This window comes from Streptococcus sp. FSL K6-1323 (genome assembly GCF_038630745.1).
GTDB classification, from domain to species: domain Bacteria; phylum Bacillota; class Bacilli; order Lactobacillales; family Streptococcaceae; genus Streptococcus; species Streptococcus salivarius_D.
Genome location: NZ_CP152039.1, coordinates 970,038 through 984,922 on the forward strand (window position 1 = coordinate 970,038; position 14,885 = coordinate 984,922).

The following is a 14,885-nucleotide window of genomic DNA, read 5'->3' on the forward strand; positions in this document are numbered from 1 at the left end:
AAATCTTTTTAAAAAGAAAATGGTATCTAAAATGTAAATGAAAATAAAAGAGCCAAGACATATCAGTCTCGACCTAACTAATTATTTTAATCTTTCAAGTGTCGGAACGGCTGCAGTTGTGACAAGAACTGTAGCAATAACTTCAATAAGAGAGTTTGTTGTCAAAATTAAAGCAAGAAAATGTTGAAAACTACCACCATAGATGTTACCGAAGAAGATATAAATTCCCAATAGAACAAAAATGGTATTGGTCATAGACCCGACAATAGCAGCTGTCACTAAACCAGTACGATTGTGTAGCCATCGATAGACGAAGTAAGGAGTCACTCCGATTAAAATACGTGGAAACAGTGCAATAATGAGAGAATAGAGATTTCCATGTGAGACAAAGGGACTAAAGAGGAAACTTGCTGGCGTCAAAACCAATGTATTCATGGTCACACTAAAGAGGCCCATGAGGAGTCCCAAAACAGCTCCGATTCTAGGTCCATAAATGACGGAAGCGATAACAACAGGAATATGAACTAAGGTCGGTTGAATACCAGACGGAACAAATTCGAGAATGAAGGAAGTTACAAAATGAATGGTGAGCATTACTGCAAAAAAGATGGCAATTCTTGCAATAGCGGTTGATTTTTTCATAAAAATTCTCCTTAACGGTTTATAGAATAGTATCTGATTTTCGGCACTATCCATAGATTAAATGATTTACTTTTTCAATCGTAAAAGCATAGGAGTGATACTTACTGTCAAAAGTCCAGCAATAATCATTTCAGCAATCGAATTTGTTGTGAAAATGGTTGCCATTAGTGTTTTGCCACCTGCTGTGTAGAAGTTAGGGATTAGGAAGTAGATGCCAAGAAGTACGAAAAATGTATTTGTGAAAGCACCTAAAACCCCAGATAAAGTCAGACCTAGACGGTTTTGAAGTAACTTGTAGACAAAGTAAGGGAAAATACCGATTAGGATACGAGGGACGATGGCAATGACTACAGATGCCCAAGTTCCTCCTTCAACAAAAGGACTAAAGAGATAGCTACTAACCGTATAGATAACAGTGTTGCGAATAATACTCATAATTCCCATGAAGCCACCCAAATAAGCTCCAATTTTAGGACCGTAGACGATGCTAGCGATAATAACTGGGATATGGGTTAGGGTTGGTTTGATTGGAAGTACAAAAGCAGCAAAGATGGTTTGACTGAGTACTTCGATTACAACCATTGTAGCTATCAAGAGGGATAACTGAGCCGTTTGGTTTGCTTTATTTTTCTTATTCATCATAAACTCCTTTTTATTCTCTGCAAGGCTATTTTGTTAAAGCATTGTCAATGGATTCAATAATGTCATCAATATCAGCTAAGGCACCACGTCCTGTATCTCCACAAGCCAGTAAACCTGATTTTGGAAGAATTTCTTGGTAGCCAACGTTATGTAGAGTATCTAAATTCTTCTTAGTCAGTGGATTTTCATACATTTTCGTATTCATTGCAGGGGCAATTAGTTTTGGTGTGGTGCTAGGTGAAGCTAAGGCAGTAGCAGTAAGCATATTATCGGCTAGACCATGTGCTAATTTTGCAATGGTATTTGCTGAAGCAGGAGCTACAATAAAGAGGTCAGCTTCTTTACCTAAATCAATATGATTAATACGTTCAGCCGATTTTTCTTCCATGACATCAGTGTGAACAGGATTCTTCGAAAGGACTTGAAGCGTCAGAGGAGTGATAAAGGCTTGCGCAGCTTCAGTCATAATGACATGAACGTCATAACCTTTTTTCTTTAACCTGCTTGTTAAATCAGCTGCTTTATAGGCAGATATTGATCCTGAAACAGCAAGGATGATACGTTTAGTCATGGCATATCCTTTCAAATAAAGCTTGAGCAATCGCAGATTTAGTCGTAACTTTCTCCTCGTTTTTTTCGTCAACAAGATAGGCAATATGTTGATCTGGAGTAATATCACTCAAGTCGTTGGCAACAATAATATTAGCTTTGTTGCGTTTCAGACTTGCACGAGCAACCTCAAAAAGCTCTTCTTTACTTACATTAACCAAAAGTTTGAAGCCAATCAATTGAATAGCAGGATTCCATTGTTTGACGAGGCTAATGACCTTCGGTGTTTTTTTAAGAAAAAGAACCTGATAATCTGAAGCTGAAGATATCTTGCTCTCAGTGTTAGATTTATGCAAGAATTGAGCGAGATCTTCGGTGTCCTCCAATTCAGCGAAATCCGTCATATAAATAGGAGTATAATCAGAGACTGCCATACTATGGATAAGAACATCGTGCTCTTTGACGAGTGGCTCCATCTTTTTGAGAAGACTATCTACGTTCGTAATTTCTGTAATCTTTAGATTTTCTTTCGGTTCTGGTTTAACCGCTGTCTTGGTCGTTACTAAGGTTACTTGGTGACCCTTAGCCAAGAAAAGTTCAGCGATTTCCTTTCCTAGATAACCTGTTGAATGGTTTGTGATTCCACGTACAGCATCAATCTTTTCAGTGGTACCACCCGATGTAATCAAAATTTTCATAGTAGTATTGTACTAAAAATTGCGTCTTTAGTAAATAAAAGTAAGTATTTTTGAGGCGTACCCCTATAAATTAAAGTTATAACGATTTATAACAAAACAAAAACCGAACATTGAAAAGTAATTGACCAAAAATAATGCGTTTTTTATCAAACTCTGATATAATAGATTCTAGAAAAATATAGAGGAGTGTCTCATGAAAACAGATATCGAAATTGCTCAAAGTGTAGAATTAAAACTAATCACAGAAGTAGTTGAAAAAGTTGGAATCGGCTTTGACGATTTGGAACTCTACGGAAAATATAAGGCAAAATTGTCATTTGATAAAATCAATGCAGTCAAAGACAATAAGCCAGGAAAATTGATTTTGGTAACAGCCATCAACCCAACACCAGCAGGTGAAGGTAAATCAACCATGTCAATCGGTCTTGCAGACGCTCTTAACAAAATTGGTAAGAAAACGATGATTGCCCTTCGTGAACCATCTCTTGGTCCGGTTATGGGAATCAAAGGTGGTGCTGCAGGTGGTGGTTACGCTCAAGTGCTTCCGATGGAAGATATCAACCTCCACTTCACAGGGGATATGCACGCTATTACTACAGCAAATAATGCTTTGTCAGCCCTTCTTGACAATCATATTCACCAAGGAAATGCTCTCGGCATTGACCAACGTCGTATCATTTGGAAACGTGTGGTTGACCTTAATGACCGTGCGCTTCGTCATGTAAATGTTGGTCTTGGCGGACCACTTAATGGTATTCCACGTGAAGATGGTTTTGATATTACTGTTGCGTCTGAAATCATGGCGATTCTTTGCTTGGCTACTGATATTAATGACCTTAAAGAACGTTTGGCTAACATTGTAGTTGCCTACCGTTATGATCGTACACCAGTTTATGTACGTGATCTTGAAATTGAAGGTGCGCTTACCCTTATTCTTAAAGATGCGATCAAACCTAACTTGGTACAGACAATTTATGGGACACCAGCCTTGGTACACGGTGGTCCATTTGCCAACATCGCTCACGGATGTAACTCAGTTCTAGCTACAGCTACAGCTCTTCGTTTGGCTGATTATACGATTACTGAAGCAGGTTTCGGTGCTGACCTTGGTGCTGAAAAATTCCTTGATATCAAGACTCCAAACCTCCCAACAACTCCTGATGCTGTTGTTATTGTTGCGACACTTCGTGCCCTTAAAATGCACGGTGGGGTAGCTAAAACTGACCTCTCTGAAGAAAATGTTCAGGCCGTTCGTGATGGCTTCGCAAACTTGAAACGTCATGTGGAAAACGTTCGTAAATTTGGTCTTCCAGCAGTCGTTGCTATTAACGAGTTTGTTGCTGATACAGAAGCTGAAATTGCAGCCCTTAAAGAACTTTGTGCAGAAATCGATGTTCCTGTTGAATTGGCTAGCGTTTGGGCTAATGGTGCTGATGGTGGTATTGACCTTGCCAACGCAGTAGTTGATGCTGTTGAAAATGGTAATGCCAACTATAAACGTCTTTATTCTGATGATGATAGCTTGGAAGAAAAAATCACTAAGATTGTTACTGAAATCTATGGTGGTAAATCAGTTGTCTTCGAGAAAAAAGCTAAGAACCAACTTAAACAATTTGCAGAATTCGGTTGGGATAAATTGCCAGTATGTATGGCCAAAACACAATATAGCTTCTCAGATAACCAATTCTTACTTGGAGCACCAGAAGGTTTTGATATCACTATCCGTGAATTTGTTCCTAAAACAGGTGCTGGATTTATCGTAGCTCTTACAGGTGACGTCATGACTATGCCTGGTCTTCCAAAAGCACCAGCAGCCCTCAAGATGGACGTAGCTGAAGACGGAACAGCTGTTGGTTTGTTCTAAGAAGAAATATCGATATAAAACAGTACCTATTGGTGCTGTTTTTTCGTTTGAGTTATGAAAAACTTAAGGAAAGTTTAGTAGACTAAATCTAAATAAAAGAAGATCAAAGCACTAGATGATTACGTCTATTTTAGATATAATGATAAAACTTAGTCAAAGTGTTATTTGTATCTTTGACACCTAACAAGGGGGATAACTATGATTAAAATACTACTAGTAGAAGATGATTTGAGTTTGTCGAACTCAGTTTTTGATTTTTTAGATGACTTTGCTGATGTGATGCAAGTCTTTGATGGAGATGAAGGCCTTTACGAAGCTGAAAGTGGCGTCTATGATTTGATTCTTTTAGACCTTATGTTACCTGAAAAAGATGGTTTCACGGTTCTTAGAGAATTACGTGAAAAAGGTGTAACAACTCCTGTACTTATCATGACGGCTAAGGAAAGTCTAGATGATAAGGGTCATGGCTTTGAACTGGGTGCAGATGACTATCTAACCAAACCTTTCTATTTAGAAGAGTTGAAGATGCGTATTCAAGCACTTTTGAAACGATCTGGTAAATTTGACCAAAACACACTTTCTTTTGGTGATGTTCGTGTCAATCTTGCTACAAATTCAACCTTTGTGGGGGATAAAGAAGTAGAACTTCTTGGTAAAGAGTTTGATTTATTAGTTTACTTCTTACAAAATCAAAACGTGATTTTGCCTAAGTCACAAATTTTTGACCGTCTTTGGGGATTTGATAGTGATACCACGGTATCAGTTGTTGAGGTTTATGTTTCTAAAATTCGTAAGAAACTTAAAGGAACAGACTTTGCTGCCAACCTCCAAACCTTGAGAAGTGTGGGGTATATTTTGAAGAATGCTGACTAAATTTTTCAATTATCTCTTTAGGAGAATCAAGTCAGACGGATTTAAGTCGTTCATTCATTTCTTTGCCACTTTTTCTGGTATTTTCCTTATCATGACTGTCATGATTTTACAGATTTTGAGTTACGGCGTTTATTCCAATGTGGACTCAAGTCTTAAAATGGCAGCCGCTAAGACCAATTCTTATTTAGAAATGGAAATGCTAAAACGGGAACTTTTTCTGACTTCTGAGGTGGATCAAAATAATACGACAACCATTTACCAAGCCTATGATAATAAAGAGTCGACAGCTGAAACACCTGACTCGAGTGGCTCTAAAAAAGAACCTAAGAAGAAATCAAGAATTGAAGATGCCCCTCACGATTTATCTGTTGCGGCAAACACCAGTGTCTTAGTGCTTGATAAGAATGGAAAAGTCCTCAATGTCGTTGATAAATTTTCAAGCTTATCCAATTTACCAATAGATAAAAATAACATTGATGTTATCAGCAAGGGAAGTGCTCAGAATTATTTCGATCAAACAGAAAAGTACCGTCTGATTACTGAGAAAGTAGACAATAGTCTCTATCCTGATGCTAAGTACCTTGTTATTGCGATTAATACAACTCAATTGGAAGAAGCCACTGAACGTTATGTTAAGCTAATTGTCATCATGATGAGTTTCTTCTGGCTCTTATCTGTTGCGGCTAGTATGTATTTGGCCAAGTGGTCAAGACGTCCTATCCAGGAAAGCTTGGAGAAGCAGAAGGCTTTTGTTGAAAATGCTAGTCATGAGTTACGCACGCCACTTGCAGTTATCCAAAACCGTTTAGAAGTTCTTTTCCGAAAACCTGAGAGCACCATTTTAGATAATTCTGAGAATATCGCATCAAGTCTTGATGAAGTACGTAATATGCGTCTTTTGACGACTAATCTCTTGAACTTGGCTCGTCGTGACGATGGTATTAAACCAGAAATCGAAACCTTAGAACCTGCTTTCTTTGATACAGTATTTACCAACTATGCCATGATTGCAGAAGAAAATGAGAAAGGTTTCACGGCTCAAAACCAAGTAGGTCGTCCAATAAATACTGATAAAACACTGTTGAAACAGTTAATGACTATTTTATTTGATAATGCTATCAAATATACGGAAGAGGATGGACATGTGACCTTTACTGTCCGCACTAATGACCGCCATCTTTATATTTCTGTAGCTGATAATGGTCCTGGAATATCAGATAGTGATAAGAAAAAAATCTTTGATCGATTTTATCGCGTAGATAAGGCTAGAACCAGACAAAAAGGTGGGTTTGGACTTGGCTTATCCCTAGCGCAACAAATTGTTTTAGCCCTTAAAGGAACAATTGTTGTTAAAGATAATCAACCAAAGGGAACGATTTTTGAAGTTAAGATCACCGGAGTTTAATTAATAAAGAAAACCTGCTAGACGATAATCTAGCAGGTTTTTTAGGTAATAAAAAAACTCCTAAATGGAGCTTTCAATTAGTTAGCCAATTTAGCTGCAAGACGTGATTTATCGCGGCTTGCTTTGTTTTTATGAATCAAACCTTTAGAAGCGGCTTTATCGATGCTAGCTGATGCAGCACGGTAAGCTTCTTCAGTTGGGTTAGCGTTGAATGCTTTAATAGCAGTACGCAAAGCTGATTTTTGAGCTGAGTTTTTTTCGTTTTGTTTAACGTTAAGTTCAGCGCGTTTGATAGCTGATTTAATATTTGCCAATGTTTTCACCTCCAAAATTTATCTAACTATGTCATTATACGTTATTTTAGGCCCCTTGGCAAGCTTTTTCTATTTTTTTAAGTGGATGAAGTCGATTTTATGATTGTCTCCCTTGTGAAGAATCAGTTCAGCTCGACTTCGTGTAGGTTCGATATAATTTTCCAGGTTAACCAAATTGATATCACGCCAGGTTTTTTGTGCTAAAGATAAAGCTTCATCCTTACTAAATTTAGTAAAACTATGGTAGTAGTTGTTTTCATCTTTTTTGGCAAGCTCAAGAAGGGTTTGAAAACGTTCAAGATACCAGGATTCGATATTATTAACTTCAGCGTCAATGTAGAGAGAAAAATCAAAATAGTCACTCATGTAAAGTCGTTGGTTAATAGGGTTCTGGAAAACATTAATCCCTTCGACAATTAGAAAATTGGGCTGTCTGATTTCTTGGGTAAGTCCTGGTACAATATCATAAATTTCATGAGAGTAAACAGGAATATTGACATCACCACCATTTTTTATAGTATCTAAAAAGTTGAGAAGAAGTGGCATATCGTAGGACTCAGGGAAGCCCTTACGATTAAGGATGCCTTTTTCTTTCAAGGTTTGGTTAGGATAGAGAAAGCCATCAGTTGTCACAAGTTCAACATTAGATTGGGGAAAGGTACGCTGCAACAAGAGTTGAAGCAAACGACTGGTAGTGGATTTGCCAACAGCAACTGAACCAGATACCCCAATAATAAATGGACGGTTAGTCTGTGATTTTTGTAAAAAGATACTCTTAGAAAAGGTTAGATCGTTGGCAGTTTTCTGATAGATACGAATGAGATTGATAAGGGGAAGATAAATGTCACTAACTTCTTGCACATCGATCTTATCATTAAGGCTGCGAATGGAATCCAGTTCTTCTGCAGTCAATGGGGCATTGTCCTCTTTATGAAGGCGTTGCCATTCCTTGCGTGATATCGTTTCGAAATTGATAAATTCATTTAACATAAATAACATTATAGCAGAAAAAAAGGTCGAATGTAAGCCTTGTCATTTCACTAGCCTTACTTTTCTATTTATGATACGATAGAGAAAAAGTACTATCTAGAAGGAAAAAACAATGTCAAAAATGTATTATGCTGAGACGCCAGATGCGGCTCACGATATTCACGATTTAAAGGTAAACTTATTAGGAGAAAGTTTTCAGTTTTATACAGATGCTGGGGTTTTCTCTAAAAAAATGATTGATTTTGGGAGTCAAGTGCTTTTGAGTGCATTAGATTTGGAAGCTGGCAAAACGCTTTTAGATGTGGGTTGTGGCTATGGTCCTCTCGGTATCAGTTTAGCCAAGGTCCAAGGAGTTAAAGTCACTATGATTGACATCAATAGTAGGGCGATTGATTTAGCTAGACAAAATGCTCAACGAAATAAGGTTGAAGCTACTATCTTCCAATCAAATATCTATGAAAATGTCACTGGAAGTTTTGACTATATTATTTCTAATCCACCTATCCGTGCGGGCAAGAAAGTGGTTCATCAAGTTATCGAGGAGGCATATGATTATCTCAATCAAGGTGGTAACCTAACTATTGTTATTCAGAAAAAACAAGGTGCTCCGTCAGCTAAGGCTAAGATGGAGGATGTGTTTGGTAATGCTGAAGTCGTTAAAAAGGCTAAAGGATATTATATCCTTAGAAGTGAGAAATTATGAGAACAGTTGATTTAATTGAAAAGAAAAGAGATGGTGGCGAGTTAAGCACAGAGGAAATTTCATATCTCATTAATGGCTATGTGTCTGGGGAAATACCAGACTATCAGATAGCTGCTTTGGCGATGGCGATTTATTATCAAGGTATGTCTATTCGTGAAATCCATGATTTGACCACTGATATGGTTGCTTCAGGCGAACAATATGATTTGTCAGAAATTCCAGGTATTAAGGTAGATAAACATTCGACCGGAGGCGTTGGTGATAAGGTAACCATCATTCTGATGCCGCTTGTAGCTAGCTTTGGCGTTCCAGTGGCTAAGATGAGTGGTCGTGGTCTCGGACACACAGGTGGAACAATTGACAAATTAGAGTCTATCAAAGGTTATCAGGTTGAGCGTAGCAAGGAAGAGTTCATTCGGCAAGTTAAAGACATTGGGATTTCCCTTATTGGTCAGTCTGAGCATTTGGTTAAGGCTGATAAACTTCTTTATGCCTTGCGTGATGTCACTGCAACAGTAGATTCCATTCCTCTAATCGCAAGCTCTGTTATGTCCAAAAAGATTGCAGCAGGCGCTGATAAGATTTTACTGGATGTTACTGTTGGTCAAGGCGCTTTCATGAAAAATATGTCTGACGCTGAGAAGTTGTCTGAGAGCATGGTTGCACTAGGGCATGAGGTCAATCGTGAAACGATTGCAGTTATTACAGATATGAGTCAGCCACTAGGTAAAGCTATTGGTAACCGTTTAGAAATCACTGAGGCTATTGAGATTATGCAAGGTAAGGGACGTGAAGATATCACTGACTTTATCTGTGAGTTGGCTGAGATTCTATTAGATTTAGCTCAGGTTGAAGCTAGTCAGGAAGAGATTCGTCAGCACTTAGTGGGAGGACAAGCCCTTGCTAAGTTTGAAGAACTCATCCAAGCTCAAGGTGGTGATTTGACCGATCTTTATCGTCATAGCAGTGCGCCTGTCGTGACAGATATTCATGCTCATGAAACAGGTTACATTAAAGAGCTACCTGCTATGGCATTTGGAAAATTCGCTATGCAATTAGGAGCAGGTCGAGCTACGAAGTCAGATAGTCTTAATTATGAAACAGGAATTGTATTTGAAAAGAAAGTTGGCGATTCTGTGACTCAAGGAGACCTTATTGCCAAGGCCTATAGCCAAGAAATTTTATCTGAAAAAATGCTGACTGAATTCGAAAAAAATGTTATTATGGGTAGTGAATGTAAAGAAACGACAGAAATATTAAAGATAATTCGCTAACCCTTAATTTAATTCTAATCAAGGAGTTTGTTTATGTCTGTTAATAGCTATATTGACCATACCTTACTAAAAGCTGATGCTAATAAAGAACAGATTCTTTCCTTAATTGATGAGGCTAAGAAGTATGAGTTTGCCAGCGTCTGTGTTAATCCAACTTGGGTCAAAACGGCAGCTGAATTGCTAAAAGATAGTTCTGTTAAAGTTTGTACGGTTATTGGTTTTCCTTTGGGAGCATCGACCTCAGCAGTTAAGGCTTTTGAAGCCAAGGATGCTATTTCCAATGGGGCGGATGAAATTGATATGGTAATCAATATCGGTGCTCTTAAATCTAGAAATCTTAAATTAGTTGAAGACGATATTAAAGCTGTTGTTGAAGCTAGTGGAAGTAAACTTGTAAAGGTTATCATTGAAACTTGTCTATTGACTGATGAAGAAAAGGTCGAAGCTTGCCAATTAGCAAAACTGGCAGGTGCAGATTTTGTGAAGACATCTACAGGTTTTTCTACTGGTGGTGCTACCATTGAAGATATTGAACTTATGCGAGAAGCTGTGGGTCCTACTATGGGAGTCAAGGCATCTGGTGGAGCACGTACACTTGAGGCGGCTCAAGCCTTTATCAGAGCTGGTGCAACCCGTATTGGTACTTCGTCAGGAGTGGCCATAATGAAAGGGCAAGAAAGTCATGACAGTTATTGAAAAAGAGCAAGTGATAAATGCAGCACAAGAGGCAGCTGAAAATGCCTATGTTCCCTACTCTAAGTTTAGAGTTGGTGCGGCTTTGATTACAAAAAATGGAGAAATCTTTCAAGGCTGCAATATAGAAAATGCCTCTTTTGGATTGACCAATTGTGCAGAAAGAACGGCTATTTTTAAAGCGGTATCTGAAGGACACCGTGATTTTGAGTGTCTCGCTGTTTACGGTGATACCAAAGAGCCTATCTCACCGTGTGGTGCTTGTCGCCAAGTGATGGTCGAATTTTTAAAATCTGATTCTAAAGTGATTCTTATCGCTGAAGATAAATCGACAGTCGAGATGACAGTCGGAGAGTTGTTACCATACTCTTTTACGGACTTACAATAGTCTAGTTGTTTTATTCTTTATTAAGCAAGTTTTCTTGCAAGTTATAGGAGGAGTGTTCAAGATGAAATTGAACAAGAAAATTATCGGTCTTGGCCTTGTTGCTGTTGCAGCACTTGGTCTTGCAGCATGTGCACGTGGCGGACGCGGCGGATCATCAGCTGATTCAAAAGTTAAAGCTGCTATCGTTACAGATACTGGTGGGGTAGATGATAAATCATTTAACCAATCAGCATGGGAAGGACTCCAAGCGTGGGGTAAAGCTAACAATCTTAAAAAAGATTCTGGCTTCACTTACTTCCAATCTGGTTCAGAGTCTGACTTTGCAACAAACATGTCTTCAGCACAAAGTCAAGGTTACAACCTCATCTTTGGTGTTGGTTTTGCCCTTCATGATGCTGTTGCAGATGCAGCCAAAGAACACGAAGATGTTAACTATGTAATCATTGACGATGTTATTAAAGACCAAAAGAACGTTGAGAGTGTCTTGTTTGCCGATAATGAAGGTGCTTACCTTGCAGGTATCGCAGCAGCAATGCAATCAAAAACAAATAAAGTTGGTTTCATCGGTGGTCAAACATCAGATACAATTACACGTTTTGAAGCTGGTTTCACAGCCGGTGCCAAGTCAGTAAAACCTGACATCGATGTACAAGTTCAATATGCTGAATCATTCTCTGATGCGGCTAAAGGTACAACAATCGCTTCAACAATGTACGCTTCAGGCGTTGACGTAATCTACCAAGCTGCTGGTGGTACTGGTACTGGTGTCTTCACAGCTGCTAAAGATGTTAACGAAAAACTTGATGCTGACAGCGATAAGAAAGTATGGGTAATCGGTGTTGACCGTGACCAAACAGCAGAAGGTGATTACACATCTTCAGACAAGAAAAAATCTAACTTTGTTTTGACTTCAACAATCAAACAAGTTGGTACAGTTGTTAAAGATATCGCTAACGGACAAGTCAAAGGCGACAAATTTGAAGGTGGTAAAACTAAAACTTACGGTATCAAAGACGGTGGTGTTGACATTGTAACGTCTAATCTTCCTTCAGATATCAAGGATGCAGTAGAAAAAGCTAAAGAACAAATCAAGAATGGTGAATTGAAACCAACTGATGGTCTTAGCAAATAATCGTTAAGCATAAGTCTTTATAGAGCTTAAACTGAGACAATTTTTGTCTCAGCAAAGGGAAGCAGTTACAGTTAATGATCCCCTTTGCTGAAATAAAAATTATTCTGAAAGGAGATTGTATGACGAAGCCAAATGTCATTGAGATGCACGATATTACCAAAAAATTTGGTGAATTCGTGGCAAATGATCATATCAATCTTGATGTGAGACAAGGAGAAATCCACGCCCTCCTCGGTGAAAATGGTGCAGGTAAGTCGACTTTAATGAATATGCTTTCAGGTCTTTTGCAACCTACGAGCGGAACCATTAAGGTTAAAGGACAAGAGGTGACCATTGATTCACCATCTAAAGCAACGAAACTGGGGATTGGGATGGTTCACCAACACTTTATGTTGGTTGAAGCTTTTACAGTTGCTGAGAATATCATTTTGGGTAGTGAGGTAACCAAAGCTGGTGGAGTACTTGATATGAAGAAGGCTATCAAGGAAATTACTGAACTCTCTGAAAGATATGGTCTTGCAGTAGATCCAACTGCCAAAGTAGCAGATATCTCTGTTGGTGCTCAACAACGTGTTGAAATCCTTAAGACTCTCTATCGTGGGGCTGATATCTTGATCTTCGATGAACCGACTGCGGTATTGACTCCGTCTGAAATTACTGAACTTCTAAACATTATGAAGACCTTGGTTAAGGAAGGTAAGTCAATTATCCTTATTACCCATAAGTTGGATGAAATCCGTGCAGTATCTGATCGTGTCACTGTCATTAGACGTGGTAAATCAATTGATACAGTAACGATTGAAGGGTCAACAAATGCTGACTTGGCTGAAATGATGGTTGGCCATCAGGTTTCCTTCAAAACAGATAAAATTCCTTCAAATCCAAAAGAAGTTGTTCTTTCTATTAAAGATTTGGTGGTTAACGAGAACCGTGGAGTTCCTGCTGTTAAAAACCTGTCATTGGATGTTCGTGCTGGTGAAATCATCGGTATTGCCGGTATCGATGGCAATGGTCAGACAGAACTTGTCCAAGCGATTACAGGACTTCGTAAAGTTAAGTCAGGTGATATTACCATCAAGGGTGAATCGATTATTCATAAGACAACGCGTCAGATTACTGAAATGAGTGTTGGTCATATTCCTGAAGATCGTCACCGTGATGGTATGGTCCTTGAAATGACAGTTGCTGAAAATATCGCTCTTCAAACCTACTACAAAGAACCAAATTCTAAGAATGGTATCTTGAACTATAGTGTCATCAATGCGAAAGCGCGTGAATTGATGAAAGAATTTGATGTTCGTGGTGCAGGAGAGTTAATTGCTGGTGGTGACTTGTCAGGTGGTAACCAACAAAAAGCTGTTATCGCTCGTGAGATTGACCGTGACCCAGAACTTCTTATTGTAAGTCAACCAACTCGTGGTCTTGACGTTGGTGCTATTGAGTACATCCGTAAACGTATTATCGCTGAACGTGATAAAGGTAAGGCTGTTATTGTTGTCAGCTTTGAATTGGATGAAATTCTTGATATGTCAGACAGAATTGCAGTTATCTATGATGGCGCAATTCAGGGAATTCTAGATCCTGCTGAAACGAATAAGCAAGATCTTGGTATTCTTATGGCTGGTGGACAATTGAATAAGGAGGAAGCAAATGTCTAAAAAATTACAAAATTGGGCAGTTCCTTTAATTGCTGTCCTCTTGGGAATGTTGATTGGAGCCGTTTTGATGTTAATCTTCGGTTACGATCCATTCTGGGCTTACTACGATCTCTTCACAACGGCCTTTGGTTCATTGAAAAATATTGGTGAAATTCTTCGTGCCATGAGTCCGCTGATTCTGATTGCACTTGGATTCGCTGTTGCATCTAAGGCAGGTTTCTTTAACGTTGGTTTGCCAGGACAGGCCTTGGCAGGATGGGTTTCTGCTGTATGGTTTGCCTTGTCATTCCCTGATTTGCCAAAGGTGGTTTCAGTTATCTGTACAGTCATTATTGGTTTGGTTGCAGGTGGTATCGCTGGGGCTATTCCAGGTATTCTCCGTGCTTACTTGGGAACAAGTGAGGTCATTGTAACCATCATGATGAACTACATCATTTTGTATGTGGCAAACAATATTATTCGCTTTGGGTTTACAGCTGATATGTTGCGTTCTTCAGAAGCATCTAACAAGGTTGTAGCCTCAGCTAGTTATCAAACAGAGTTCTTATCTCAAATAACTGGTGGTTCGCGTTTCAATATTGGTTTCTTCCTTGCTCTTGCTGCTGCCTTCTTAGTTTGGTTCTTGCTTAAGAAAACAACAACTGGTTTTGAAATTACATCTGTAGGTCTTAATCCTCATGCATCAGAGTATGCAGGGATGTCATCTAAACGTGTTATTATCATGTCAATGATTATCTCAGGTGCTCTATGTGGTCTTGGAGGAACAGTAGAAGGACTTGGTACATTCCAAAATGTCTTCGTTCAAAACGCTTCATTGGCTATCGGTTGGAACGGTATGGCGGTTGCGCTTTTAGCGTCTAACTCACCTATCGGTATTCCATTTGCCGCCCTCCTTTATGGTGTCTTGTCTATTGGTAAGAGTGGTATGATTGGCGTGCCACCTGAAATCATTGATGTTGTTTCAGCCTTGATTATCTTCTTTGTTGGTGCTAACTACATCATTAGATATTGGGTTCGCCCTCGTCATAAATCAGTGAAAGCTAAAGGAGGACAAAACTAA

General features: G+C 38.9%; 16 protein-coding genes. 10 read left to right on the forward strand and 6 right to left on the reverse strand.

The features are described from left to right. Nucleotides 1-81 precede the first annotated feature (81 nt). The 4 genes from NST80_RS04275 to NST80_RS04290 form a co-directional block, all read right to left on the reverse strand. The gene (locus NST80_RS04275; protein ID WP_004182060.1) at nt 82-642 is read right to left on the reverse strand and encodes an ECF transporter S component; all 561 of its coding nucleotides are present in this window, start codon (nt 640-642) and stop codon (nt 82-84) included. A 66-nt stretch (nt 643-708) separates the two neighbouring features. Then, nucleotides 709-1,281, reverse strand: coding sequence for an ECF transporter S component (locus NST80_RS04280; RefSeq protein ID WP_084871334.1), 573 nt, complete (start codon nt 1,279-1,281; stop codon nt 709-711). Nucleotides 1,282-1,309: 28 nt separating this feature from the next. Next, nucleotides 1,310-1,855: a phosphopantothenoylcysteine decarboxylase gene (gene coaC, locus NST80_RS04285; protein ID WP_084871335.1), complete on the reverse strand. Its 546-nt coding sequence runs from the start codon at nt 1,853-1,855 to the stop codon at nt 1,310-1,312. Further along, entirely contained in the window at nt 1,848-2,531 is a 684-nt protein-coding gene (locus tag NST80_RS04290; RefSeq protein WP_084871336.1) for a phosphopantothenate--cysteine ligase, read from the reverse strand. The genes coaC and NST80_RS04290 overlap by 8 nt, the downstream gene beginning before the upstream one ends. A gap of 193 nt (nt 2,532-2,724) precedes the next feature. Between NST80_RS04290 and NST80_RS04295 the strand changes: the two genes are divergently transcribed. From NST80_RS04295 to NST80_RS04305, 3 genes are all read left to right on the forward strand, one after another. Then, nucleotides 2,725-4,395 carry a formate--tetrahydrofolate ligase gene (locus tag NST80_RS04295; protein ID WP_118171862.1) on the forward strand — a complete coding sequence of 557 codons (1,671 nt, stop codon included), beginning with the start codon at nt 2,725-2,727 and terminating at the stop codon, nt 4,393-4,395. Nucleotides 4,396-4,593: 198 nt separating this feature from the next. After that, nucleotides 4,594-5,268 carry a response regulator transcription factor gene (locus tag NST80_RS04300; RefSeq protein WP_002891134.1) on the forward strand — a complete coding sequence of 225 codons (675 nt, stop codon included), beginning with the start codon at nt 4,594-4,596 and terminating at the stop codon, nt 5,266-5,268. Next, entirely contained in the window at nt 5,258-6,673 is a 1,416-nt protein-coding gene (locus NST80_RS04305) for a HAMP domain-containing sensor histidine kinase (protein ID WP_118171861.1), read from the forward strand. The genes NST80_RS04300 and NST80_RS04305 overlap by 11 nt, the downstream gene beginning before the upstream one ends. Nucleotides 6,674-6,750: 77 nt before the next feature. On the opposite strand, the gene rpsT is transcribed toward NST80_RS04305, so the two are convergent. Beyond that, nucleotides 6,751-6,987 carry a 30S ribosomal protein S20 gene (gene rpsT, locus NST80_RS04310; protein WP_004182129.1) on the reverse strand — a complete coding sequence of 79 codons (237 nt, stop codon included), beginning with the start codon at nt 6,985-6,987 and terminating at the stop codon, nt 6,751-6,753. Nucleotides 6,988-7,056: 69 nt separating this feature from the next. Then, complete coding sequence (gene coaA / locus NST80_RS04315) at nt 7,057-7,977, reverse strand: type I pantothenate kinase (protein WP_022496694.1); 921 nt, start codon at nt 7,975-7,977, stop codon at nt 7,057-7,059. A gap of 112 nt (nt 7,978-8,089) precedes the next feature. Here coaA and NST80_RS04320 point away from each other — a divergent pair, with 112 nt between their 5' ends. The 7 genes from NST80_RS04320 (at nt 8,090) to NST80_RS04350 (ending at nt 14,885) form a co-directional block, all read left to right on the forward strand. Then, entirely contained in the window at nt 8,090-8,680 is a 591-nt protein-coding gene (locus NST80_RS04320) for a class I SAM-dependent methyltransferase (protein WP_014633038.1), read from the forward strand. Then, the gene (locus NST80_RS04325) at nt 8,677-9,954 is read left to right on the forward strand and encodes a pyrimidine-nucleoside phosphorylase (RefSeq protein ID WP_342504647.1); all 1,278 of its coding nucleotides are present in this window, start codon (nt 8,677-8,679) and stop codon (nt 9,952-9,954) included. Before NST80_RS04320 ends, NST80_RS04325 begins: the two co-directional genes overlap by 4 nt. Nucleotides 9,955-9,987: 33 nt before the next feature. Continuing rightward, nucleotides 9,988-10,650: a deoxyribose-phosphate aldolase gene (deoC, locus tag NST80_RS04330; RefSeq protein ID WP_022496692.1), complete on the forward strand. Its 663-nt coding sequence runs from the start codon at nt 9,988-9,990 to the stop codon at nt 10,648-10,650. Further along, nucleotides 10,637-11,035 (forward strand): cytidine deaminase, encoded by a 399-nt coding sequence (locus NST80_RS04335; RefSeq protein WP_118171859.1) that lies wholly within the window; start codon nt 10,637-10,639, stop codon nt 11,033-11,035. Before deoC ends, NST80_RS04335 begins: the two co-directional genes overlap by 14 nt. Before the next feature lie 67 nt (nt 11,036-11,102). Then, entirely contained in the window at nt 11,103-12,167 is a 1,065-nt protein-coding gene (locus NST80_RS04340; RefSeq protein ID WP_282098142.1) for a BMP family protein, read from the forward strand. Between the two features lie 119 nt (nt 12,168-12,286). Next, nucleotides 12,287-13,825, forward strand: a complete 1,539-nt coding sequence (locus NST80_RS04345) for an ABC transporter ATP-binding protein (RefSeq protein WP_045001677.1) — start codon at nt 12,287-12,289, stop codon at nt 13,823-13,825. Then, nucleotides 13,818-14,885, forward strand: coding sequence for an ABC transporter permease (locus NST80_RS04350; protein WP_045768637.1), 1,068 nt, complete (start codon nt 13,818-13,820; stop codon nt 14,883-14,885). Before NST80_RS04345 ends, NST80_RS04350 begins: the two co-directional genes overlap by 8 nt.

What these genes read in the sequence shown, in the direction of transcription:
- NST80_RS04275 (WP_004182060.1), bottom strand. Translation starts at nt 642, where the DNA reads ATGAAAAAATCAACCGCTATTGCAAGAATTGCCATCTTTTTTGCAGTA.
- NST80_RS04280 (WP_084871334.1), bottom strand. Translation starts at nt 1,281, where the DNA reads ATGAATAAGAAAAATAAAGCAAACCAAACGGCTCAGTTATCCCTCTTG.
- coaC (WP_084871335.1), bottom strand. Translation starts at nt 1,855, where the DNA reads ATGACTAAACGTATCATCCTTGCTGTTTCAGGATCAATATCTGCCTAT.
- NST80_RS04290 (WP_084871336.1), bottom strand. Translation starts at nt 2,531, where the DNA reads ATGAAAATTTTGATTACATCGGGTGGTACCACTGAAAAGATTGATGCT.
- NST80_RS04295 (WP_118171862.1), top strand. Translation starts at nt 2,725, where the DNA reads ATGAAAACAGATATCGAAATTGCTCAAAGTGTAGAATTAAAACTAATC.
- NST80_RS04300 (WP_002891134.1), top strand. Translation starts at nt 4,594, where the DNA reads ATGATTAAAATACTACTAGTAGAAGATGATTTGAGTTTGTCGAACTCA.
- NST80_RS04305 (WP_118171861.1), top strand. Translation starts at nt 5,258, where the DNA reads ATGCTGACTAAATTTTTCAATTATCTCTTTAGGAGAATCAAGTCAGAC.
- coaA (WP_022496694.1), bottom strand. Translation starts at nt 7,977, where the DNA reads ATGTTAAATGAATTTATCAATTTCGAAACGATATCACGCAAGGAATGG.
- NST80_RS04320 (WP_014633038.1), top strand. Translation starts at nt 8,090, where the DNA reads ATGTCAAAAATGTATTATGCTGAGACGCCAGATGCGGCTCACGATATT.
- NST80_RS04325 (WP_342504647.1), top strand. Translation starts at nt 8,677, where the DNA reads ATGAGAACAGTTGATTTAATTGAAAAGAAAAGAGATGGTGGCGAGTTA.
- deoC (WP_022496692.1), top strand. Translation starts at nt 9,988, where the DNA reads ATGTCTGTTAATAGCTATATTGACCATACCTTACTAAAAGCTGATGCT.
- NST80_RS04335 (WP_118171859.1), top strand. Translation starts at nt 10,637, where the DNA reads ATGACAGTTATTGAAAAAGAGCAAGTGATAAATGCAGCACAAGAGGCA.
- NST80_RS04345 (WP_045001677.1), top strand. Translation starts at nt 12,287, where the DNA reads ATGACGAAGCCAAATGTCATTGAGATGCACGATATTACCAAAAAATTT.
- NST80_RS04350 (WP_045768637.1), top strand. Translation starts at nt 13,818, where the DNA reads ATGTCTAAAAAATTACAAAATTGGGCAGTTCCTTTAATTGCTGTCCTC.